At 67.6% G+C, this 22,252-nt stretch carries 25 protein-coding genes; 13 read left to right on the top strand and 12 right to left on the bottom strand.

Annotated features, from left to right (window positions below; translation table 11 throughout):
* Nucleotides 1–466 precede the first annotated feature (466 nt).
* Nucleotides 467–901: an SRPBCC family protein gene (locus ABD260_RS29450; protein WP_344238668.1), complete on the bottom strand. Its 435-nt coding sequence runs from the start codon at nucleotides 899–901 to the stop codon at nucleotides 467–469.
* Nucleotides 902–1,198: 297 nt separating this feature from the next.
* Complete coding sequence (locus ABD260_RS29445) at nucleotides 1,199–1,801, bottom strand: flavodoxin family protein (RefSeq protein ID WP_344238666.1); 603 nt, start codon at nucleotides 1,799–1,801, stop codon at nucleotides 1,199–1,201.
* Between the two features lie 196 nt (nucleotides 1,802–1,997).
* On the opposite strand from ABD260_RS29445, the gene ABD260_RS29440 reads away from it, so the two are divergent.
* The 4 genes from ABD260_RS29440 (at nucleotide 1,998) to ABD260_RS29425 (ending at nucleotide 6,251) form a co-directional block, all read left to right on the top strand.
* Complete coding sequence (locus ABD260_RS29440) at nucleotides 1,998–2,351, top strand: hypothetical protein (protein WP_344238664.1); 354 nt, start codon at nucleotides 1,998–2,000, stop codon at nucleotides 2,349–2,351.
* A gap of 564 nt (nucleotides 2,352–2,915) precedes the next feature.
* Nucleotides 2,916–3,302: a VOC family protein gene (locus ABD260_RS29435; RefSeq protein WP_344238662.1), complete on the top strand. Its 387-nt coding sequence runs from the start codon at nucleotides 2,916–2,918 to the stop codon at nucleotides 3,300–3,302.
* Between the two features lie 1,897 nt (nucleotides 3,303–5,199).
* A complete protein-coding gene (locus ABD260_RS29430) occupies nucleotides 5,200–5,733 on the top strand; it encodes a DUF2231 domain-containing protein (protein WP_344238660.1) in 534 nt (177 codons plus the stop codon).
* Between the two features lie 71 nt (nucleotides 5,734–5,804).
* On the top strand, nucleotides 5,805–6,251 hold the full coding sequence (locus tag ABD260_RS29425) for a PPC domain-containing DNA-binding protein (protein ID WP_344238658.1): 447 nt from the start codon (nucleotides 5,805–5,807) through the stop codon (nucleotides 6,249–6,251).
* Here ABD260_RS29425 and ABD260_RS29420 read toward each other — a convergent pair.
* Complete coding sequence (locus tag ABD260_RS29420) at nucleotides 6,226–8,415, bottom strand: HNH endonuclease signature motif containing protein (protein ID WP_425553417.1); 2,190 nt, start codon at nucleotides 8,413–8,415, stop codon at nucleotides 6,226–6,228. The genes ABD260_RS29425 and ABD260_RS29420 overlap by 26 nt on opposite strands.
* A gap of 272 nt (nucleotides 8,416–8,687) precedes the next feature.
* Here ABD260_RS29420 and ABD260_RS29410 point away from each other — a divergent pair, with 272 nt between their 5' ends.
* A complete protein-coding gene (locus ABD260_RS29410; protein WP_344238656.1) occupies nucleotides 8,688–9,071 on the top strand; it encodes a hypothetical protein in 384 nt (127 codons plus the stop codon).
* The gene (locus ABD260_RS29405) at nucleotides 9,068–10,291 is read left to right on the top strand and encodes an NRAMP family divalent metal transporter (protein ID WP_344238654.1); all 1,224 of its coding nucleotides are present in this window, start codon (nucleotides 9,068–9,070) and stop codon (nucleotides 10,289–10,291) included. Before ABD260_RS29410 ends, ABD260_RS29405 begins: the two co-directional genes overlap by 4 nt.
* A 3-nt stretch (nucleotides 10,292–10,294) precedes the next feature.
* Here the strand turns inward: ABD260_RS29405 and ABD260_RS29400 are convergent, their stop codons facing one another.
* Nucleotides 10,295–11,263: an iron-containing redox enzyme family protein gene (locus ABD260_RS29400; RefSeq protein ID WP_344238652.1), complete on the bottom strand. Its 969-nt coding sequence runs from the start codon at nucleotides 11,261–11,263 to the stop codon at nucleotides 10,295–10,297.
* Nucleotides 11,264–11,305: 42 nt separating this feature from the next.
* Between ABD260_RS29400 and ABD260_RS29395 the strand changes: the two genes are divergently transcribed.
* On the top strand, nucleotides 11,306–11,515 hold the full coding sequence (locus ABD260_RS29395; RefSeq protein ID WP_344238650.1) for a CDGSH iron-sulfur domain-containing protein: 210 nt from the start codon (nucleotides 11,306–11,308) through the stop codon (nucleotides 11,513–11,515).
* Here ABD260_RS29395 and ABD260_RS29390 read toward each other — a convergent pair whose 3' ends face one another.
* From ABD260_RS29390 to ABD260_RS29375, 4 genes are all read right to left on the bottom strand, one after another.
* Nucleotides 11,516–12,532 carry a DNA topoisomerase IB gene (locus ABD260_RS29390; protein ID WP_344238648.1) on the bottom strand — a complete coding sequence of 339 codons (1,017 nt, stop codon included), beginning with the start codon at nucleotides 12,530–12,532 and terminating at the stop codon, nucleotides 11,516–11,518.
* A gap of 1 nt (nucleotide 12,533) precedes the next feature.
* Nucleotides 12,534–13,259 carry an endonuclease/exonuclease/phosphatase family protein gene (locus tag ABD260_RS29385; protein ID WP_344238646.1) on the bottom strand — a complete coding sequence of 242 codons (726 nt, stop codon included), beginning with the start codon at nucleotides 13,257–13,259 and terminating at the stop codon, nucleotides 12,534–12,536.
* A 75-nt stretch (nucleotides 13,260–13,334) separates the two neighbouring features.
* Complete coding sequence (locus ABD260_RS29380; protein ID WP_344238644.1) at nucleotides 13,335–13,487, bottom strand: hypothetical protein; 153 nt, start codon at nucleotides 13,485–13,487, stop codon at nucleotides 13,335–13,337.
* Between the two features lie 20 nt (nucleotides 13,488–13,507).
* Nucleotides 13,508–14,680: an alcohol dehydrogenase catalytic domain-containing protein gene (locus tag ABD260_RS29375; RefSeq protein WP_344238642.1), complete on the bottom strand. Its 1,173-nt coding sequence runs from the start codon at nucleotides 14,678–14,680 to the stop codon at nucleotides 13,508–13,510.
* A 115-nt stretch (nucleotides 14,681–14,795) separates the two neighbouring features.
* On the opposite strand from ABD260_RS29375, the gene ABD260_RS29370 reads away from it, so the two are divergent.
* From ABD260_RS29370 to ABD260_RS29355, 4 genes are all read left to right on the top strand, one after another.
* On the top strand, nucleotides 14,796–14,969 hold the full coding sequence (locus ABD260_RS29370) for a hypothetical protein (RefSeq protein ID WP_344238640.1): 174 nt from the start codon (nucleotides 14,796–14,798) through the stop codon (nucleotides 14,967–14,969).
* 38 nt (nucleotides 14,970–15,007) lie between these two features.
* Nucleotides 15,008–15,361 carry a hypothetical protein gene (locus ABD260_RS29365; protein ID WP_344238638.1) on the top strand — a complete coding sequence of 118 codons (354 nt, stop codon included), beginning with the start codon at nucleotides 15,008–15,010 and terminating at the stop codon, nucleotides 15,359–15,361.
* Nucleotides 15,362–15,421: 60 nt separating this feature from the next.
* The gene (locus ABD260_RS29360) at nucleotides 15,422–15,595 is read left to right on the top strand and encodes a CsbD family protein (protein ID WP_344238636.1); all 174 of its coding nucleotides are present in this window, start codon (nucleotides 15,422–15,424) and stop codon (nucleotides 15,593–15,595) included.
* A 171-nt stretch (nucleotides 15,596–15,766) separates the two neighbouring features.
* Nucleotides 15,767–16,987 carry an MFS transporter gene (locus ABD260_RS29355; RefSeq protein WP_344238634.1) on the top strand — a complete coding sequence of 407 codons (1,221 nt, stop codon included), beginning with the start codon at nucleotides 15,767–15,769 and terminating at the stop codon, nucleotides 16,985–16,987.
* Here the strand turns inward: ABD260_RS29355 and ABD260_RS29350 are convergent.
* Nucleotides 16,984–17,469, bottom strand: coding sequence for a CinA family protein (locus tag ABD260_RS29350; RefSeq protein ID WP_344238632.1), 486 nt, complete (start codon nucleotides 17,467–17,469; stop codon nucleotides 16,984–16,986). The two genes, ABD260_RS29355 and ABD260_RS29350, sit on opposite strands and share 4 nt — an antisense overlap.
* 52 nt (nucleotides 17,470–17,521) lie before the next feature.
* Between ABD260_RS29350 and ABD260_RS29345 the strand changes: the two genes are divergently transcribed.
* Together ABD260_RS29345 and ABD260_RS29340 are read left to right on the top strand one after the other, a co-directional pair.
* Nucleotides 17,522–18,988, top strand: coding sequence for an aminotransferase class I/II-fold pyridoxal phosphate-dependent enzyme (locus tag ABD260_RS29345; protein ID WP_344238630.1), 1,467 nt, complete (start codon nucleotides 17,522–17,524; stop codon nucleotides 18,986–18,988).
* Between the two features lie 240 nt (nucleotides 18,989–19,228).
* A complete protein-coding gene (locus ABD260_RS29340; RefSeq protein WP_344238628.1) occupies nucleotides 19,229–19,384 on the top strand; it encodes a hypothetical protein in 156 nt (51 codons plus the stop codon).
* Between the two features lie 138 nt (nucleotides 19,385–19,522).
* Here ABD260_RS29340 and ABD260_RS29335 read toward each other — a convergent pair whose 3' ends face one another.
* From ABD260_RS29335 to ABD260_RS29325, 3 genes are all read right to left on the bottom strand, one after another.
* Nucleotides 19,523–19,774 (bottom strand): DUF1634 domain-containing protein, encoded by a 252-nt coding sequence (locus ABD260_RS29335; protein WP_344238626.1) that lies wholly within the window; start codon nucleotides 19,772–19,774, stop codon nucleotides 19,523–19,525.
* Between the two features lie 461 nt (nucleotides 19,775–20,235).
* Nucleotides 20,236–21,366, bottom strand: a complete 1,131-nt coding sequence (locus tag ABD260_RS29330; protein ID WP_344238624.1) for a sulfite exporter TauE/SafE family protein — start codon at nucleotides 21,364–21,366, stop codon at nucleotides 20,236–20,238.
* Nucleotides 21,366–22,097 (bottom strand): GntR family transcriptional regulator, encoded by a 732-nt coding sequence (locus ABD260_RS29325; RefSeq protein ID WP_344238622.1) that lies wholly within the window; start codon nucleotides 22,095–22,097, stop codon nucleotides 21,366–21,368. The genes ABD260_RS29330 and ABD260_RS29325 overlap by 1 nt, the downstream gene beginning before the upstream one ends.
* Between the last annotated feature and the right edge of the window lie 155 nt (nucleotides 22,098–22,252).

Genomic DNA, 22,252 nt, shown 5'->3' with positions numbered 1-22,252 from the left:
GCACCCAACCACAGCAACCAGCACCCACCCCCAGCACCCAACCACAGCAACCAGCACCCACCCCCAGCACCCAACCACAGCAACCAGCACCCACCCCCAGCACCCAACCACAGCAACCAGCCCCACCCCCAGCACCGAACCGCGGGAATCAGTACCCACCCCGAGCACCGAGCCGCGGCGATTGACGCTCACCTTCAGCGCTGAGTGGCTCTGATCGGCGCACAGGAACGGCGCTGATCGGCGCTGAACGGTGCTCAGGTTCTGCGCCTAGCGCTTGCTGGTCGGCGCACGGCGGTGGTGGTCGGGCGGTGGTGGCGGGGTGGGGGGTGGTGGTCGTCAGCGCACGGTGGTGGTGGTCGGGTGGTCGTGGTCGGGTGGTCGTGGTGGGGGTGGTCGTGGGGGTGCTGGGGGTGGGGGGTGCGCTGGGGGTGGGGGTGCTGGTTGGGGTGGGGGTGCTGGTTGGGGGTCAGGTTCGGCGTTCGGCGAGGAGTTTGAGGCGGCGGAGGACCTCCTCGTTCCGGGGATGCAGGACCAGGTCCGCGACGGCGGACGGCAGCAGCGACACCGGCCCGCTGACTGCCTGCTCGGTCATCTCGACGCGGCTCCCAGCAGGCACCGGAGTGACCCGGAACTCCACTTCACCATGCCCAGCCGGCCAGACCCGCAGGCGCAGACGCAGGCGGCGCTCAGGCTCGTACTCCAGCGAGGTCGTCGTGTCATCCACCAGCAACGGCCACGCCCCCACCGAATGATGAATCCGCCCACCCGGCTCAGGCCAAGGCGGGTCCACGTCACGAATCCTGGACGCCCCCACCACCCACGCGGCATACGACCACCCGTCCGCCAGAATCGAGAACACAGCATCAGGACTCGCCTCGATCACACACTCGTTTTCACTCATGCACCACCCAGTACCCACCCCCGCCCACTCGCTGCGACCACACGCCGTGTTCCCTGCCACGCAGTTTCCGGCGCGGCCCCGACAGCGCATGAATCTCGGCGTACTGCACGCCCGGCCGACTCGCCCGTACGTGGCCGACTCACCCGTACGTTCCTGCCCGACGATCCGCCAAGCCGCGATCAGCTTCGCGAACCACGGCACCATGTCCGTACGCCCCTGCGCCAGGTATCGGGCCGCCTGCTCGCGAAGGGCGACCCGAAACGGGTACTCCGCAGCTCGAAGACCTTCAAAGCGAGATCAGCCGGTCGGCGGGATCGGGTGTGCTTCGAGGGCACGTGCTACCGCGACGAGGTTCGATGCCATCGCCCGACCGGTCTTCGCGGACCAGTCATGTCCTTCGTCGGTCTCGCTGTAACTCGGCCCAGGCCCGGGTCCCTTGTTCCAATAAGTCCACGACTGCCCCGGGATCGTGTACCCGATATCCCCCAGCGCACCACTGATCTCCGAGATCACATGATGCGCGCCATCTTCGTTGCCAGTGACAACAACCCCGGCCACTCTGTTGTACGCAACCGGCCGGCCGTCATCGTCGGTTTCACTCAGCATCGCATCCATCCGCTCAAGCATCCGCTGCGCAACCGACGACGGCCGCCCCACCCAGGTAGGCGTAGCCACCACCAGAATCTCACTCCCCACCAGCAACTCATGCACAGCCGGCCACTCGTCGCCCTCACCCTCATCAGTCGTAACCCCAGGCCGAATCGCCAGATCCACCAACCGAACCCGCTCGACGTCCACCTTCTCCCGCTGCAACGCATCAACAACCACCTGCGCCAGCTGATCCGTATTCGACTGCTCCGGCGACCCCTTCAACGTGCAATTCACAACAACCGCCCGCATCTCCACCTCCTAGCCAGAAACCCCCGGTGCCCCCTTCCCACCCCCACATTCACCCGCCCGGCGTGTCCCACCACATCCCGCACCCCTCCTGCGTGTTCCACCACACCGACGTGTGTATCCCGCCTGGTCGTACCGGCGCATGGTGATACCGGGGGCGGGCACTGGTGGGGAACATTCCGCTACCGAGGAGGTTGCCGTGAGCACCATCCCCACACCTCAGGGCCCGGTCCCGCCGGTCACGCCGATGGGCGATCCGGACGAGGACCCAAACGCGTCGTCCCCGGCCAGCCGGATCCCAATGATCCTGACCAGAACGACCCGGACCTCAACCCGTACCCGGAGCCAGAACCCGACCCCGACGAGGACCCTGACGAACAACTTCCCCGCCGGACCTGACGCCGACAGCCGGTCCTCGAGTGACTACGTCCACCCGCCCGTCACTCGAGCACCCGGCATCTGCCCGGGCAACGCGTCAATGCTCGGTACGCGAATGGTCGCCGCCCGGACGATCCGTACTGGACTGATCATCACTTGGACCATCCGTACTTGACTGCTCGCTCGTAGAACGATTGCTCGACACCTCGTCGGGTTCCCCGGCAGCGCGCTCCGCCGCGGCCTGGCGCTCATCCTCCGGCGTACTGTGCTGACTCAAATCAAGCCGATGCGTACGCGTCAGGAAGAACGTCCCACCGCCAATGATCGCCGCAACAATCAGCACCCCGACGACAACCCAAATAGCCCCGCTGTAATCCTGCGGACTCGAGTTCCCCGACCCCGGCAGATTTGGCCCAGGCGAGTTCGTAGACCCCACCGTCGGACTCGGCGTCGGCCCCGCCGCCCCATTCACCGACCCACCGGCCCGGGTTACTGAAGCACTCCCAGCGGCCCCCAACCTGCCCGCCATACTCGCGGTCCCGCCTGCCGGGGTTCCGGAAGCAACCGCCGCCGACGCAGGCGCGAACGCCAGCAGAGCTCCTCCAGCCAGCAGACCCGCTGTAGCTGCCGTTCGCCACGCTCTGCCCATCATCGTTGTCCGGTGCCCGCGCTACCTGACGGCAAACGACACCACAACCCCAGCCGTTAGTACGCCCAAACGCAGGGCACCGGAGTAGACATGCGTCCTGACGAAACCGGCGACCTTCGACTGGCAACCGTATGCGTGAACGCGACCGACATGGACCGCGCCGCCGACTTCTGGTCCGCGACCCTCGGGTACCGCCGTCCGGATCAGATCGGCGCCAAAGACCAGTTCGCCAAGCTGGAAGATCCAGCCGGCACCGGCCCTGCTGTACTGCTCCAACGCGCGGACGCCATCCCGCCGACCCCCACGCCCGTACATCTCGACCTGTACACCTCGAACCGCGACGCCCACATCGAACGCCTCCTCCAACTAGGCGCCACCCGCCCGCAGCACTGGCCCTATCCCCCCGAACACGACTTCGTAGTACTCCAAGACACCGAAGGCAACGAATTCTGCGTAATAGCAGTCCCCGCCGACTAGCCCACCCCCCTCCCCGCACAACCACGCCCGCAACCCACCCCGCCTGCACCACCCGCCCGCACCGGCGCCGAACCTGCACGCGCCCGCACCCGCACCCGCACCCGCACCCGCGCGAACCTGCACCACCCGCCGGCACCCGCGCGGACCGGCACCCGCGGGCTCCTGCTCCACCCGCCCGCACCCGCGCGGACTTGCACCGCCCGCCCGCACCCTCGCGAACCCACACCGCCCGCCCGCACCCTCGCGAACGTGCCCGCCCGCCCACACCCTCGCGAACGTGCACCCCTCGCCCGCACCCTCGCGAGCGCGCACCCCCGCCAGTTGCGTCCAGCAGAGTGATGTACGGCGTGGTGGCCGGCCCGGGTGTAGACGTGGGCGCGGTCACCGCGTGATTCTTCGCGAGCGCGCACCCCCACGCGCAGGACTCCCACCCACGCGCTCCTGCACCACCCACGCGCACTCGCAGGACCCACAGGACCCGCACGACCCGCACGACCCGCACGACCCGCACGACCCGCACGACCCGCACGACCCGCAGCGATGGTCTCATCCATTCCCGGCGTTGGGTGCCGTCCGCTTCCCGGCGGTGCTCCCGTCGTCGCCCGGCACCCGAGTGCGTACGAGGCGCTGCCACTCACTCGCACCTGCGTTGACGCCTCTCCCTATCCCACGGCGCTTCCGTTCACCAGTGCCCGCGGCATTCCGCCCGCGACCCCGGCGCTGCACACGCGCACCCGGCGACGCCGCCCGCAAGTACCAGCGGCGCTTCTCGCAGATACCCGCGTTGCTTCTCGCAAGTACCGGCGGCGCTCCTCACAAGGACCGGCGATCCTCGCAAGTACCGGCGGCGTTCCTCGCGAGTACCAGCCGGGGCTCCCATCAGTGCGCGACCACATTGCCGATCCGGCCCCCCAGCGCTGCATCTCCCCCGCGCGGCCGTCTTGCCGAAATGTGCGCGGCCGTCTTTCCCACCTGTGCGCGGCCGTCTTCCGGACCTGTGCCCGTCTTGTTTGCCCGTCCGCATACGACCGCCCCCGTCCCGACTGTGCAGCTCATGCGAACACTGGTCTTACCGGCGCGTGCGCGACCTTCCGACCTGGGCGTGCGGCGCTGGCCGTCCGCCCACCGCTGACCTGTCCCCGCGGTGCAGCTCAGGCATAGACACCGGCACCACCAACCCGTACGCTGCTGCAGCGCGACCTGTGCCTGCGCTGCCGCCCGTCCGCACACCGCTGACCTGTGCCCGCGCAGTTGCCCATCCGCATCCGGCTGACCTGTCCCCGCGGTGCAGCTCAGGCATAGACACCGGCATCACCGACCCGTGCACGGCTGTAGTGCGACCCGTGCCCGCGCAGTTGCCCATGCGCATTCGGCTGACCTGTCTCCGCGGTGCAGCTCAGGTGTAGACACCGGCACCACCGACCCGTACATGGCTGTGGCGCGACCCCGTGCCAGCGCTGCGACCGGTCCGCACACGGGCTGGCCTGACTCTGCCGTGGAGCTCAGGTGTAGACACCGGCACCACCGACGCGTACGCGGCTCTGGGTGACCTGTGCCTGCGCTGCTGCCCGTCCGCACACCGGCTGACCTGTCTCCGCCGTGCAGCTCAGGTGTAGACATCGGCACCACTGGCGCGTACGCGGCTGTGTAGGGCGACCTGTGCCTGCGGTGCTGCCTGTCCGCATACCGCTGACCTGTCTCCGCCGTGCGGCTTGGGTGTAGACACCGGCATTGCCAACCGTACACGGGTGGGTGGCTGTGGGGTTGGTTGTTTATGCGCGGGTAAGGCGTTCGCGTGGTGGGCGGGCGGACCTACCGGGGCGTGGTCGGGCGGAGGGGTGTTGATTGTGCGGGTGGTTGGCTGTTTGGTGGGTGGGGTGGGGGGCACCGCGTGGGTATGGGTGGTGTGGGTGGGCATGGTGCGGAGCGTGGTTCGTTGGGGCGGGGGAAAGAGCCGCGGACGGTGCTTGCTGGGCCGTACGGGCATCCGTTTCATCCGATCATGGTTACGGTGCCGATTGGTGCGTGGGTGGCCAGCGTGGTGTTTGACATTGTGGCGTTGGGCAATGATTCGGCAGCTCGTACGTTCGCTGAGGGGGCGTACTGGTTGATTGGCATCGGGATCGTGGGCGCGGTTTTGGCGGCGGTGTTTGGGCTTGTTGATCTGCTTGGCATTCCGCGGAAGACGGTGGCGTTCCGTACTGGTCTTACTCACATGATCCTGAAACTGACCGTCGTGGTGCTGTTTGCGATCAACTTTGGGGTTCGCGCAGGGCATGGGTACGAGTCGGCGAGTGTGGCTGGGTTCGTGCTGAGCTTGATCGGGTTGGCGATTCTCGGCGTTTCCGGGTGGCTTGGTGGCAAGCTCGCGTACCGGTATGGCGTTCGGGTCGCCGACGAACGGACCCAGGGGCAAGGATTCGCCCATTGACGCCGCCTGGAGGCGGGTGGCTGGGTTGCTGGGTGGCGTGGCTGGGTGATGGTGGATGAAGAGGTGACGGGATGGACTGGAGAGAGGTGCACTCGGACGGTGGGCAGCGGACGTTCGTGGTGATCGGGGAGGACGGGGACGAGGCGGTTGAGGTGCTCAATGGCTTTGCTCGTGAGCGGGAGCTGAGCGCGGCGCAGGTTACTGCGGTTGGGGCGTTCCGGCGGGCTACGGTTGGGTGGTTTGATCTGGGGGCGAAGGACTACCGCCGGATCGAGGTCGGGGAGCAGTGTGAGCTCTTGTCGCTGCTTGGGGACATTGCGGTTTCCGATGACGGGCCGGTTGCTCATGTACATGCCGTGCTTGGGTTGTCTGATGGGCAGGTACGCGGCGGGCATCTGCTGTCTGGAGAGGTCAACCCGACTCTTGAGGTGATCATCCAAGAGTCGCCGGCGCATCTTCAGAAGACCCAGCATCCTGAGCTGGGGCTCGCACTCATCGATCTGCCCGCGTCGCGGTAGGTCCGCGCGGGACGACGGTCAAGAGGTGCGGTAGATCAGCCATCACAGGCACCGCGAATGGGGTGTTGGGTTGTGGGGGCCTTTCGTTGGCGTTGGGTGCGGTTGCGTTGGCCCAGGGGTCGGGGGGCGGCGTGGTGGGTGGGGCCTTCGGTGGGGTGTGGGGGTGGTTGTGCGGAGGGTCTTCGCCCCAGATGGCTCGGTAAGTGGCGGCTCGGATTGCGGGCTCGTCGTGGTAGTCGGCGCGAACGGCTCTAGGTCGGTCGAGTGCGTCGGAGCTGGGGTTGGCGGGCGGTTGGTGCGTTGTTGTCGAGCGCATGGCTGCGGGGCGCTCGGGAGCAGGGCGGTCGGCAGGTGGGCGTTCGGTGACGGGCTCGGATTTGCGGTGCACGGGTGTACCGGGCGTGGGGGTTGCGCTCCTGGAGGTACGAGATAGGGGTGTACCGGGGGTGGTGGCTGCGCCTCTGGAGGTACGCGGCTCGGGAGTGCGGGGGTCGGCGGGAAGCTGTTCGGTGGCAGGTTCGGGCGTGCGGTGATCGGGTGTGCTGGGAGCGGGGCTGCTGGCGCGCGTGCTGGGGGTGGGAGTGCTGGCGCGCTTGGGTGCAAGGTGTTCGGGAGTGCGAGGGGCGGCGGGAAGCTGTTCGGCGACTGGATCAGGTGTACGGCGCTCGGGTGCGGCGGGCATGGGCGTGGCGGGGGCGGGCGTGAACGTTGGCGTGGATGTCTCGCGCGTGGACGTGGCGGGCACGGGCGTGGCGGGCGTGGGCGTGGATGCAGCGGGCGCGGGCGTGGCGGGGGCGGGCCTGGACGTGGGCGTGGATGTATCGGGCGCGGGCGTGGTGTGGGTTGGGGTGGTCCAGGGTGGGCGGGTTACTTGGGGTTTGGTGTTGGTGGGGGTTAGGTGCCAGTGGCCGGCGTGGAGGGCTGTGTGGTGGGGGCGGCAGAGGAGAGCCAGGTTTGTCAGGGCGGTGGGGCCGCCTTCTAGCCAGGGTTTTATGTGGTGGGCGTCGCACATTACTGGTGGGGCTGCGCAGATTACGCAGCCGCGGTCTCTGGTGTTGAGGGCGCGGCGCATGGCTTTGGTGACGAGACGTACTTGGCGGCCGACGTCCAAAGGTTCGGAGTTGGAGCCTAGGACTATGGGGATGATGTTTGCGTCGCAGGCGAGGCGGCGGATGGTGGCGGCGGAGAGGGGGTCGCCGTAGACGGGGTGGCCGATGGCGTTTGCGGTTGCGGATTTCAGGTCGGCCAGGTCGATGGTTACGGTGATGTTGGCCTTGGCGCCGAAGCCTGGTACGAGCTCGGCGCGGGCCGCGCCAGTCGCGGAAGCAGTTGAACCGGCACCAGCGCCAGCAGCCCCACCAGTAGCCCCACCAGTAGCCCCACCAGCAGTCCCACCAGCAGTCCCACAGGTAGTCTCGCCGGTGCGCCCATCGGCAGTCCCGCTCGCAGTCGCAGCGGTGGTTGGGGGGACGGGCGTGGTGGTGTCTAGGGTGGTGGCGGCGAGGGTGAGGGTGGTGGTTAGGGCGTCGGCTTGGCGCTTTTCGCGGGAGCGGGGGTCGCGGGCGCCGTCGGGGGTTTTGTGGGGGCGGGCGCCGGTGGTGATCAAGGAGCGGAGGAGCTCGGCGTTTTCGTTGGCCAGGTAGCCGCGGAACTTTACGCCTCGGTCGGCGGGGGTCAGGGTGAGGGACTCGCGGGCGTACGCCTTGTGTTCTTCGGGTTCGGGGCCGTCGGTGTCGAGGATGTCGCGGGCCAGGACGGCTGCTTTGCGGAGGTCCAGCGGGGAGAGGTGGGTCAGGCGGGCCAGCTCTCGCTCGGCGCAGTCCAGGTCGTCGACCGGCACCGTCCGCGGGGTCTTTTCGAGCTCCAGGACGATGGCCTCGGCCTGGGCGGGACGCAGGATGACCTCGGCGGACGGGTCGGTGGGAAGGGCGGCGGTGATGGCTGTGTACTTGGGCAGGGCGCGGGCCAGTTGTACGTCGCGGCGGGCGCGGTAGTGGTCGAGACGGTAGCGGTACTCGATGTACTGCACCGTGTCGCGGGCGCCGATCTTTTCGGCGTGGCCGGTCTTGTCCAGGGCCGCGATCAGCCGCAAACGGTGCGTCTGCAGGCGGGCGAGGTCGGCATCGGCCTGGTCGAGAGCGCGGACGAGCTCGTCCTCACTCATCAACTCGGGTGACCGAACGCTGTCCATACCCGAACCCTAGACCCACCCACCGACAGTTTTCAAACCGGAAAGCCCTTATTTTCAAGGGATCTCTTGTCAACCCCTCCGGCACAATCTGTGGATCTTGCCAGAGGCAACTATTCTACGGGCGCGCAAGTACCCGAATGGGGCGGTGGGGTACGCCGTACTGGTCACGCTCTTCTTCCGTTATGAACACGACCGCTACCGGGAAGTCAGCGGTTGAAGCGCATGTTCCGGGGAACCGGAGTGGCATGAAAACCGTTGCCGTGTGCCTCGGTTGTTTGCTTGCGGTCACCGGGTGCGAGTCGACCGCCGATCGGGTGCAGCTGAACGCGCAGAGCCTGCACAGCGACGCGGTCGACGGGGCCGTGCTCGCGGGCGAGATCATCGCGGGCCGCGCGGGCGCCACCTTCGCTCGCGCGCATGCCCAGGAGCTGCAGGACGACACGAGCCAGATCGAGAAGAACGTCTACGACCAGCGGCTCCCCCGGTACGACGATCTGCAGCAACTTGCCGACCAGATCGGGGCGGCGCTGGGATCGATGGCGGTCCGGCCGGACGACGTCTCACTCGCCCAGAGCGCGCGATCGAACCTGCTGCGGCTGGCCGACGACGCTGCCAGGATGACATCGTGAAGCGCATCTTCGCGCTGGCGCTCGGTATCATCGCGGCGCTCGGTGGGTTCGTCGACATCGGCGAGCTGGTGTTCAACGTCCAGGCCGGCGCGCTCTTCGGGTACCAGACGTTGTGGGCGGTGATCATCGGGGTGATCATCAGCGTCGTCCTGGCCGAACTCAGCGGCCGGGTCGCGATCGTCGCGCACAAAGCGAACTTCGACCTGGTCCGCGAACGGTATCCCCGATGGTTGTCGACGACAACTCTGGTGGCCGGCCTGGCGGTTTGCCTGATCACGTTGTCCGCGGAGCTCGGCGGCCTGGGGCTGGTGCTGCATTACGTACTCGGCTGGAACGAAGGCTTCTTCACCTTGGTCGGGCTGCTGATCATCGTCGCGTCCAGTCTGCTGTTGTCGTTCAGCATGATCGAGCGTCTCTTCGGGTACCTCGGGCTGGGCCTGATCGTCTACCTGATCGCGATGTTCCATCATGGACCGGCGTGGCACGAGATCGGCCGCGGGTTCATCCCCAGCGGCGGCGGGCCGCAGTACTGGTACTTCGTGGTCGGGATGATTGCCGCCGCGATCATGCCGTACGAGATCTACTTCTACTCCTCCGGCGCGATCGAGGAGAAATGGACGACGAAGGACCTGTCCACGAACCGCATCAACTCGGGCCTCGGGTTCCCGCTGGGCGGTCTGATCGCGGCCAGTCTGACCATCGTCGCGGCGCAGCAGCTGATGCCGCTGGGGGTCACGCCGGACAGCCTCGGTACGACCCTCCAGCAGGCCCTGCACGAGCTCGGGCCGCTCGGGTTCTACGCGGCCGTGGTCGGCGCGTTCGCGGCGATCGCCGGCGCGACGATCGACAGTGCGTTCTCCTGCGGGTACGCGCTCGCGCAGCACCAGCAGTGGTCGTGGGGTGAGACGAAGGGTATTCGCGGCGCACCCCGGTGGTTCGCGACGATGCTGGCGGCCGCGGGCATCGGCTTCGCCATCGTCCAAACCCGCGTACATCCGGTGCAGCTCACCGAGTACGCCGTGATCGCGTCCGCGGTCGCGATGCCGTTGTCGTTCTACCCGATCGTCCGTGTCTCGCAGGACCGTCAGGTGATGGGCGAACACGCGAGCGGCATCATCGCGCGGCCGATGGCCTGGTTGTCGTACGCCGTGATCTGCGTTGTCGCGGTCGCCGGCCCGATCCTGATGCTCGTCACCCACAACGGCGAGCTGAAACACTGACCCTCACCCGCACTGCTGCTCCACCGGGCTGGTCCACCGCGACAGCAGGTACTCGGCGAAAAGGTTGTCGACCGTCAAAGCACAGCGCGCCCCGAACAGTACATCCTCGATCGCCTCAGGACGATCCGTGACGTAGCTACCGCACAAGTCATGCGCCGCGATCTGTTCGTGTACGGCGTCAGCCTCGACATGCTCCGTGAAGTACCGCGCTTCGCCCTCCGTAGCACCCAGACGCAGCGCACCCGTCGCGTACTGGCGGTTGGGCAGCGTAGACGTCATCTCCAACGCCGCGAGATGTCCGACCAGCGCCCCCGTCCAGCGACTGTGCATCGCGAACAGCGACATCACGTTCGACACCGCCAACGTCACCGCCGGTACATCAGGAACGTACTTGCCATAGGCATCATCGAGCAGCAGCCAGCGCATCGTCGTACGAAACAACTCCGAATGCATCCGCTCAGGCCGGCCCCCGCCGTACTCGTCGGCCTCGATCTCGACCAGCGCCGCCTTGGCCGCGCCGCCGAGCCGGGCGATGCCGAAACTGTGCGGATCGGCTTCCTTGAGCTGATACACGGAACGGTTCAGGACGAATTCGCGGACCTGCTCGCGCGTCGCGTGCCGCCGCAGGTACGGAGCCAGTCGCGGACCGTCGTCATTGTCGATCAAGGTCCGCAGCTGCACCGCCACGGGTTGCGTACTCGGCGTGACCCTGCAGTTCGCCGCCAGCCAATCGATCCACGGCCGCTCCAGCCGCGATCGGAAGGCGATGACGTCCGGGTTCCACTGCTGCTCGGGGTCGACGTCGTCAAAACCACGGTAGTGCAGCTCATACGCGATCCACAGCGCGAGCTGAAGGTCGTCATCGGCGTACGCACAGGCCGAATCGATCGACCCGGCAGCAGCGGCCTCGGTCCGCGTGAGACGCTCGATCAGCCAGGTACTCAGAGGCCCGCGGGCCGGTGGCAGTTGCATGCACGACCGGTACCCACGGGATTCCCTGGGTACCGCATGGACATGACTGAGATTCGCGCGTACTTGGACGGGCCGCTGCTGGTCCGCGGCGACTTCGACCTGCTGGACGAGAACGGCGACCCGGTACCGTCCACCCGCCGCACCATCGCCCTCTGCCGCTGCGGCCGCACCGCGATCCCACCACTGTGCGACGGCACCCACACCCTGCCGATCAACCGCTCATCCGACCGCACGCGCGAGGTCCCCGACTGACTACTCCCGAGCGTCCTCGTCGAGGATCTTGTTCACCGAACGTTCCAGGCCGGCCCGCGTCTCCTCGTCATCCAGATCGTCGCCGACGCGCCGTACGGTTTCCGCGATCGTACGACCGTGCTCGAACTGCTCGACCACGCGCGGATCGACGTACGAGGAACGCGCCACCGCCGGCGTGTTCCCAGGATGCTCCGCGACCTCTTCGAGCATGTCCGTGACGGCAGCGTTCAACGCGCGCTTCGTGGTCGGCGGATCCGCTTCCGCCAGATCGACCGCGGCATGTACGGTCGCGGTCCACGTCCGCAGGTCCTTGACCGTGAAGTCCTCGCCGACGAGTTCTTGGAAGCGCGCGTTGATCAAGCCGGCGTCGATCTCGTGGTACCCGTCCTCATCCCGGTAGACGAGCAGCCGTGGGTTCTTGTGCCGCCCGCGCTTCAGCGAGCGGACAGCCGCCACCAGCTTGTCGTCGTCCAGTTCGGTGGTACGGCGCTGGCCGCCCTTCGCGCGGAAGTCGAACACCAGCCGACCGCGACTGACGCGCACATCCCGGCGCAACAACGTCGCCGCGCCGCGACTGCCGTTCTCCTCCGCGTACTGCGTGTTGCCGATCCGGAACACGCCATAGTCAAGCATCCGCAAAGCGACGGCCAACACCTTCTGCCGGTCGAGGCCGCGCGCGTCCAAGTCGGCGTCGACCGCCTCCCGGAAGGCGGGCAGTTTCCGTGCCAGCCGACGTACGCGGTCGTGCTTGTCCGCGTCCTGCGACGTCCGCCAGTCATCGTGGTACAGGTACTGCCGGCGCCCGGCCTGATCGGTGCCGACCGCCTGCAGATGCCCGTTCGGAAAAGGGCAGATCCACACGTCCTCCCAGGCCGGCGGAATCGCCAGCGTCCGGATCCGCTCGAGCACATCGACATCGTGGATCACGTTGCCATCAGCATCGACGTACGAGAACCCGCGACCGCGCCGCCGGCGGCCGAGGCCCGCGCGATCGGGATGACTGCGCCCGAGCTGCATCTCACGCGACGAGCACGTCGGTGACGACGGCGTAGTGGTCCGACGGCGGGCGGCCGTGGTCCTCGTCGAGGCCGGCCAGCCGGGAATCGCCGCAGGTCAGACCGTCGGCGGCGAGAATGTAGTCGATCCGGTGATCCTCCAGCCATTCGCCCTTTCCCAACCAGGGATTGCGCGAGCTGTAGGTGACACCGTCGTGCTGCGGTTGCCAGCAGTCGGCCAGTACGGCGAGCAGCGGCTCGAGCTCCGGCCGGCCGGGTGGCGCGTTCAGGTCACCGGCGACGATCACTTCGTCACCGCCGGCTCTGAGCTCGGTCACGAGCGCCGCCAATGAAGTCGCCTGGGCGAAGCGCTCCTGCTGGTGATCCTCTTCCCAGTCCAGGCAGCTGGTGATGAAGTGCAGGCTGCTCGTACCCAACCGGATCTCCGCCCGGAGCGCGACAGTTCCGGTCGACAATGTATGCCGCTCCACTTCCCGCAGCGGGAACCGGCTGAGGATGCCCAGCCCGAGCTGTACGTCCGGGTCCGGGTCCTGCGGCATCCGGGACGGAGCGAACACCGGCGTCATCCCGAGCTCGAAGCCGAGGAGATCGGTCTGTTCCTGGCTGTCACTGCGCCAGGTTTCCTGCAGAGCAACGAAATCAGGTCGTTGCCCCCGTACCGTATCCGCGATCGCCCGCTGCCGCCGCAACCACCGATCCCCGAACCGTCCCCAGACGTTCCACGTCATGAACCTCACCGCGATCTCACCCTCCTAAGTCGCCCTCACCGGTACCCGCCGACGACCCGGGACAAGCTCGTCGCTCTAGTTCTTCTCGGCGGCCTGCTGTAGTTGGGCATAGATCGCACCCGCCGTACCGACCAGTGCTCCGAACACTGCCATCACCACCGCATACCCACCCAGCGGCCGCGCCGCCCCCTGCCGGTAGTCGTCGGCCTCTGAACGCACTCCGGTCATCGCAGCATCACCTCGAATTGTTATGGGTGCAGCAGCACCTTCACGGTGCCGTCGGACTTCTGCTGGAAGGTCTTGTAGGCGGCCGGGCCGTCTGCCAGGGGTAAGTGATGGGTTGCGAAGGTGTCCACCTGGAGTGGGTCCTCGTCGGTGAGTAGCGGCATGATCTGGCCACTCCAGCGGCGTACGTTGGCCTGCCCCATCCGCAGCTGAATCTGTTTGTCGAAGATCGTCAACATCGGCAACGGGTCCGCGGCACCGCCGTACACACCGATCAGCGAGATCGTGCCGCCCCGGCGAACCACATCGACCGCGAGCAGCAGCGCGGCCATCCGGTCGACGCCGGCCTTCTGCATGAACGTGCGCTGAATTGCATCCGGCAACAACCCGGCCGCCTGCTGCGCAAGGCGCGCGCCCGGCGAACCGTGCGCCTCCATCCCGACCGCCTCGATCACCGAGTCCGGACCGCGCCCATCGGTCAGGTTGCGAAGCTCGTCCGCGACGGTGCCGGAGTACGCCACGGTCTCGACCCCGTACGCCTGCGCCCGCTGCAACCGTTCTGGTACCAGATCAACGCCGATCACCCGATGACCACGATGCATCGCGACCCGGCAAGCCATATCGCCGATCGGACCGAGGCCGAGTACCACAACGGTCCCGCCCTCCGGGATGCCCGCGTACTCGACCGACTGCCACGCGGTCGGGAGCACGTCCGACAAGTACACGAACCGGTCGTCCGGCGGACCGTCCGGGACCTTGATCGGACCGTACTGTGCCTGCGGCACCCGCAAGTACTCCGCCTGACCGCCCGGCACCTGGCCGTACAACTTGGTATAACCGAACAGCGCCGCGCCCATCCCCTGCTCGCGGACCTGCGTCGTCTCGCACTGCGTCTGCAAACCCTGCGTACACATGAAACACGCACCGCACGCGATCTGGAACGGTACGACCACCCGATCGCCCTTGCGCAGCCCGCCGACCTCCGCCCCAGTCTCCTCGACGACGCCGATCACCTCGTGGCCGAGTACATCGCCGGCATCGAGGAACGGGCCCATCACTTCGTACAGATGTAGGTCCGAACCACAGATTCCGCTCGAGGTGACCTTGACGATCGCATCCGTCGGTTCCTCGATCCGCGGGTCCGGCACGTCGCCGTACTCGATCTTCCGCTTTCCCTGCCAGGTCAGGGCTTTCATGCAGGCTCCTTCCGGATACATCGTGCCGTCCACCGGTGCCCACCCGATCAACACCGAACCGGCCCGTTTTCACCGCTCGCGATGGGGTACCGCATGGTGCTGAAACGGAGGGATGATGAGGCTTTCCTGGGGCGGGCATGCGGCTTGTGTCGCGGACATCGTGGCGTACTGCGTACACCCAGGCTGTCGACGGCAGGCAACGCACTGCCGCCCACTGGGCATCTCGGACAACGGCGAACTGATCGAGGAACTCACCTGCTGCCGGCACCTCAAATCACACCTCTGGTGATTCGATTGGTGCGCCCATCGACCGGGCACCGGTGCGTCATGACTGTGAAGCTGAACGAGAAGGCGTTCGAGCACGCGAAGTTCCTGGTCGGGAAAGGGCAGACGGCCAAGGACGAGCGGGACGACTGGAGCGAGCACGCCCCGACCGCGGCGGAACAGAACGCATACCTGGACAAGCACGGCTGGCGGGACTACGGACTGTGGTTTCTCGGTGTCGATACGGAAATGGCCGAGGACACCAAAGGTCACTACGAGTTTCCGTACGGCGACTTCCGGCGGGTGCACCGCTGCGGCGTGATCAGCGCCGAATCCCGGGCCGCGCAGTACGACCACCCGGAGATTCAGCACGCGCTGGAACAGATTCATGAGCTGCTGGACGGTGAACACGGCTGAGGGTGCGCATCATCGGCGTTTGGCTGGGCACCGATGAGCCGGAGCGAAGGAGGGTTCGAAATGAATGCCGGTAAGAAGATGAAGAATGTCGCCGAGGCGGCAAAGGGCAAGGCCAAGGAAGCGACCGGGGACGCGACCGACAATCGCTCTCTGCAGGCGAAGGGACAGGGCGAGAAGTCGAAGGCTGATCTGAAGCAGGCCGGCGAGAAGGTCAAGGACGCCTTCAAGGACTGACCGGGCACTGCGGCAGACCCAGGACCGATCACCGGTCTTGGCACGGGCCGAACAGTGCGCCCGTGAGCCGGGACCCGTCGAGTGCGGTTGGAAAGAGGACTGGGTCTCGACGATTCCGGCTCACGGGCGTTTGCTTGTCCGCGATTACAGCTGGGTACCGGCGCGAGCACGATGAGTGAATCCACGGTCGGTTCCAGAACACAAGCCGGGTACGCCCTGCGCACCGTCGTACCAGGTGCCGCCATGATCGCGGTCACCTTCGGGTTCGCGCGGTACGGGTACGGGCTGCTGCTCCCCCAGATGCAGGCCGAGTTGGGCATCACGCCCCGCACGGCCGGTCTGATCGCATCGGCGGGCTACGCCTCGTACCTGATCGCCAACGTGTCGGTCATCTGGCTGACGGTCCGGCTGGGACCGCGTGCACCGATCGGACTCGCCGCGGTACTCGCGACCGCCGGGATGACTGTCGTCGCGACAGCCAGCACCGCGACCGGAGCAGCAATCGGGGTCGTCGTCGCCGGTTCCGCCGCGGGCCTGGCGTTCCCGCCGTACGCGGACATCGTCGCCGAGCAAGTTCCATCGGCTCGGCGTGCGGTTGCGTGGTCGACGATCAGTTCCGGCACCGGCTGGGGAGTCGCGGTCGGCGGGCCGATCGCGATCGGCTTCGGCGACCGCTGGCGGTTCGCGTGGCTGGTGTTCGTCGTCCTGGCCGTCGTTACCGGCATCGTGGCGACCAGGTCCGCACCGCCACGACGGCGAGACTCCAGGCGGCCGCGGCTTCCGCAGCTGAGCTGGACCTGGTTCATCTGCCCGAAGTCGCGCCCGCTGCTGATCTCGTCGGTGCTGATCGGAGCCGGTAGTGCGGTCTGGTGGACCTTCAGCGTCGAGGCGTTGCACACCGCCGGACTGGCCGCTGGACAAGCCAAGATCGCGTACGCGGTGTGCGGCGCCGCCAGCGTCCTCGCCTCGCTGAGCGGTTCGCTCGTCGACCGGGCCGGCTTGCGGCGCAGTTACCTCGGTACGTGCGTACTGCTCGCCGTCGCGATTGTCCTGATCGCCCTTGAAGGACAGCGCTTCGTCCTCATACTGCTGGCCGCCGTACTTTTCGGAGCCTTCTACGGCGCCGTGATCGCGACCCAGGGCATCTGGAGCGCCGAGGTCTTCGCCTCACGCCCTTCCGCCGGACTCGCGGCCGTCAACACCGCGCTCACCCTCGGCACCATCTCCGGACCCGCCGCGGCCGGCCTCCTGATCAACCGATCCGGCTACCCGACCACATTCCTGGCGGCGGCGTCCGTGGTGGCGGTCTCCGTCTTCTTCTGCCCGCCGTCCGCCCGCCGCCGCGACATCCTCGCCGCCCACCAGTGCCGGGCGACCCCGGTCCGCGATTAGGTATTGACGGCTTTCAGCAGCAGGTCCAACGCGGTCAGAGTTGCCTGCTCAACCACCCGGGACGGATCACCGGCGAACACGTCGTGCCTGACCTGTTCCCCGGACGCCTGCCATACCGCCGTGTACACAGTGCCGGCGGGATGACCTTCATCCGGTTCCGGGCCGCCGACGCCGGTGACCGCGACCGCGAGGTCAGCGCCCAACAGCCGCGCCACCCCACTCGCGAGCTGTACGGCGCAGCGTGCCGTCACGACCGGCCCAGGATCGACATTCAGCACCTTGAACTTGACGTCCGCCGCGTACGCCACCACTCCCCCGGCGAACCACGAACTCGCCTCCGGAGCAGCTCCGAGCCGCTGCGCGATGGCTCCGCTGGTGAGCGACTCGGCGACCGCGACCCGCAATCCGGCCGCGAGCGCCTTCGCGGCGATCCGCTCGGCGACCGGTTCGGGGCTCCCCGTTGCAGTTTCAGCACAGTCCACAATCGGGAGTACCCGTTGCGTATGCGTTCGGCCCGGCGGGTACCTGGGCAGCATGGATCACGACGAGAGCCCGGTTCTGGACGCCCTCGCGGAGTACCACGACCGCGGGTACGCCGATTTCGCACCGCCCGGTCACAAGCAGGGTCTCGGCGCGGATGATGCCGTACGCCGCGTGCTTGGGGCGGAGGTGTTCCGGTCGGACGTACTCGCCACCGGTGGTCTCGACGACCGGAGATCGGGCAAGCGAGTGCTGGAGCGCGCGCAGGAGCTGATGGCCGACGCGGTCGGCGCGCAGCAGGCGTTCTTCTCGACGTGTGGCAGCTCGTTGTCGGTGAAAAGCGCGATGATGGCCGTCGCGGCGCCTGGCGAGAGCATGCTGATCGGGCGCGACGCGCACAAGTCGGTGATCGCCGGTCTGGCGTTGACGGGCATCCGGCCGGAGTGGGTGCGGCCGCGGTGGGATCGTGGGTTGCACCTTGCGCATCCACCGGCGCCGGAGGCGTACAGCGAGGCGTTCGAGCAGCATCCGGAAGCGGTCGGGGCGTTGGTCACCAGCCCGTCGCCGTACGGGACCTGCAGCGATCTGAAGTCGATCGCCGAGGTGTGCCATCGACATGGCAAACCTTTGATCGTGGACGAGGCGTGGGGCGCGCATCTGCCGTTCCACGAGGATCTGCCGACCTGGGCGATGGATGCCGGCGCGGATGTCTGCGTGGTGTCGGTGCACAAGATGGGCGCCGGGTTCGAGCAAGGGTCGGTGTTCCATCTGCAAGGTGAGCTGATCGATCCGGTCCGGTTGAAGCAGAGTGCTGACCTGCTGTCCACGACTAGCCCGAACGTGCTGCTGTTCGCCGCGATGGATGGTTGGCGGCGACAGATGGTTCGGTCGGGGCAGGAACTGCTGGGTTCGGCGCTGGAACTGGCTCGCACTGCCCGTGGCGCGATCGACGAATTGCCTGCGTTGCGGGTGATCGAGGACGAACTGGTGGCCAAAGAAGCGTCCCATGATCTCGACCGGCTGCAGATCATGATCGACACGCTCGACGCCGGGATCTCCGGCTACCAGGCGTCCGACTGGCTGCGCTCGGAGCGGGCGATCAACGTTGGACTGTCGGACCATCGGCGGATTCTCGCTCAGCTCACCTTTGCCGACGACAAGGCGCGGGTCGACCGGTTGGTGACGGCGCTTGGCGATCTGACGCGTACTTCGCTGCCGGCGCCTCCGAGTGTCGTACTGCCCGAGCCGCGTGATCTTGAGCTTGAGCAGGTGATGCTGCCGCGAGAGGCGTTCTTCGCCGCGCATGAGACGGTGCCGATCGAGGATTCGGTGGGCCGGGTCGCGGCCGAGCAGGTCACGCCGTACCCACCGGGCATTCCCGCGATCGTGCCGGGCGAGCGGATCTCCGCCGGGGTGACCGAGTACCTGCGCTCGGGGAAGGCAGCCACGATGGTGATCCCGGACGCCGCCGACCCGGACCTGAAAACCATCCGCGTGGTCGCGGACCGCGATCACGGGTGACGGCCGGGCGGGACGCAGTTGCTGAAACCGCGGTTGCGGGCGCATTCGGCGGGGAACCGGGAGGGGCCACGGGCTGAGTGTGAGGCAGGGTGATCGGTAATGCGAACGGTCGGTCGACGAACTGATGACGCACGGAAACCTCGGCTGAGCGGTGAGGCGGAACAGCTCGGGCAGGGCGGCGCGCTTCGGCGGGGTGGTGAGGTTCGGCGGGCGTCGCGGCGGGGTGACTGGGTTGCGGTTTTGGCTGCTGGGGCTGCGTTTCTGGGGTGCGCGGTCGCGGTTGTGTACCTGTCGCTGATCGGCTCGTCGCAACTGCTGTTGTTCGCGTTGTCGCTGTGCGCGGCGGTCGCGTTGTTCGAGGTCGCGGTCGTCGTCACCACACGCTTCCGCCACTGACCTCACCGTCGCACGAAGCCCAGCGTCGCACGAAGATCAGCGTCGCACGAAGGCCAGCGTCGCACGAAGATCAGCGTCGCACGAACGCCAGCGTCGCACGAAGATCAGCGTCGTACGAAAGCCAGCGTCGTACGAAGGTCAGCGTTGTACTGAGAGGAGTGCGGCCGTGATCACGATGATCGCGAGGACCAGGATCGTGATCGCTGTGTAGATGTTGTCCGCACGACGTCTGAAGCTGTGGAGCATGAACAGCAGACGGAGTACGGGCAGTGAGATCAGCGCAGCACATCCAGCGGTCATCACCACCCGCGCAACCTGACCGACCTCGAACCAGGCCAGCACCGTGCCAGCAATCAGCAGTACTACGCAGGCGAACGTACCGCCCCGCATCAACCCCCCAACCCGGCGAGCAAGCACCCGATCCGCATCCGCACCGGCCGCCGCCGACCCAGGTGCCGGCGCAGGTGCGGGAGCGGACCCAGGCGCGGGAGCAGGCGCAGAAGCGGGCGTGGGTGCAGGTGCAGGCGCGGCAGCAGGTGCGGGAGGGGACCCAGGCGCAGGCATAGGCGCGGGAGTGGGAGCAGGCGCGGGAGCGGGAGCGGGAGCGGGCGTGGGTGCAGGCGCGGGAGCAGGTGCAGGTGCGGGAGCAGGTGCGGGAGCAGGTGCAGGTGCGGGAGCGGACCCAGGTGCAGGCGTAGGCGCAGGTGCAGGCGCGGGAGGGGACCCAGGCGCAGGCATAGGCGCGGGAGCAGGCGCAGGCGCGGGAGCGGGCGTGGGTGCAGGTGCAGGCGCGGGAGCAGGTGAGGGAGAAGGTACGGGTGCGGGGGCGGAGTGTGGCGGATGGTCGCTCACTAGAGTCCTCCCAGGTGGGCGCCGAGGGCGTTCATTGCCATTGGTATCGCGAGCGCCAGGAGGACGGCGGTGAAGACGACCCGGAGGCCGTTGCCGGCGAGTTTGATGAGGATGCGGGCGCCGAGGATCGAGCCTGCGATGGAGCCGAGGACGATGGGGACGGCGAGGGTGAGGTCGAGCTGGCCCGCAATCAGGTACGCCGCCGCCGTGCCGCACGCGGTGACGCCTATCGTGAGATTCGCAGTGGCGGACGAGACCTTGATCGGTAGCCGCATCGCCGCGTCCAGTGCTGGGATCTTCAAGACCCCACTGCCGATGCCGAGCAGCGCCGACAGCATCCCCGCACCGAACATCAGCAAAAGCCCAGCCGGCACCCGCGCCACCTCATACCGAACAATCGCCCCATCCCGCTCGGACGACACCTCCCGCACGATCGACGCATCTCGACCGATCGCCCCATCTCGCACGGTCGAGGTGTCCCGCAAGGTCGACGCATCCCGCACGGCCGACCAGTCTCGCCCGATCGACGCACCCTGCACGGTCGGCGTGCCCCGCACGGTCGGCGTGCCCCGCACGGTCGACGTGTCCCGCTCGGGTGCCCCATCCCGCCCGGGCGTCTCATCCCGCTCGGGTGCCTCATCCCGCGCGGGCGACGTGTTCCGGTTGGGCGCCTCAGCCCGGTCGGGTGACGGGTCTCGGTTGGGGTAGGAGGAGGCGAGGCGGAGGCGTCGGGCGGTGCGGTCCGGTGGGAGTTCGGGTCGGGTACGTCGGCCGGTCAGCATCTGTGCCGCTGACACCAGAAGCACGGCGGCGAAAATGCCGTACAGCACCTGGTCCCGTACCAGCCCAACCGTCAGCAGGCCGGCCAGCGCGCCCAGTGTTGTCGCGACCTCGAGCACAACCGCCAGCCGCAGATTGGTCAGCCCGGCTCTGAGAAACTGCGGCGCGCTCGCGCAGGAGCAGGCGATCACCGAGATCAGGCTGATCGCGACCGCCACCGGAAACGACGCCCCGGCGCACAACGTCAGGAGCGGTACGACGAAGATCCCGCCGGCCATACCGAGTGCGCTGCCCAACGCACTCGCCGCCGTCGCCGCCACGCCCAAGAACAGGAACTGCTCCGGACCCATCACCGTGATCCGGTACCGCGCGGCAGCCGGGTCGTAAAGGTGATCGTCTCGCCCCGATAGTGCAGTACTTCGTAGTCCACCGGCCGATCCCCGTTCGTGTACGACGTACGCTCGATCCGCAGCACCGCACTTCCTTCGGGAGTCTCGAGCGCAGCCGCGACCGCCGCATCAGCAGTCACGGCATTCATCGCGTACGTCGCCTCCACCAGCGGTGTGTCATGGCATTCTTCGAGAAGCGCGAACACCGGCTCGTTCTCCAGATCGTCCTGTGCCACCAGGCGACCCAGCTCGGGCACCAGGTACGTACGGTCGAACGAGATCGGATGCCCGTTGGCCAGCCGGACGCGTTCGATGAAGGTGACGACCGCGCCGAGTGGCAGCTCGAGTGCTCGCCGGGCGTCCGGTGGTGCCGGGATCTCCCGGACGGTGAGCACCCGAGCGGTGGCCGCGAGACCGTTCGCCTCCATGTCCTCGACGAATCCGGTCAGCTCGGTCAGCGGCTGCGTGATCCTGGGCACCGCCGCGTAGCTGCCGCGCCCCGGCCGGGTGACCACGAGCCCACGGGCGACCAGGTTCTGCACCGCGCGACGCACGGTGATCCGGCTGACCCCGAACTCGCTGATCAACTCGTCCTCACTCGGCATCCGGTCCCCGGGCCGGAGGTCAGTCCGCAGCCGAGCCACCAACGCGTCCTCAACCTGCGCATACAGCGGCGCCCGCGTGCCTGTCATGTTGTTATAATAACAGCAGCGCAGATCACCGCACCGCCCGAGCTGAGGTGCCGATGCCAGGCGCCGGCGGTCCACGCCGGTGGTCCGCGCCGGCGACGCGGACCACCGAACGACCAGCAAGCAACCAGCAAGCGACCAGCCGGGTCGCGCCCGCC

Origin of the sequence: Kribbella hippodromi, from assembly GCF_039531045.1 — a bacterium.
Lineage (GTDB): Bacteria > Actinomycetota > Actinomycetes > Propionibacteriales > Kribbellaceae > Kribbella > Kribbella hippodromi.
Note: the sequence above shows the minus strand (reverse complement) of the source record. Positions and strands in the feature narration are given on the sequence as shown.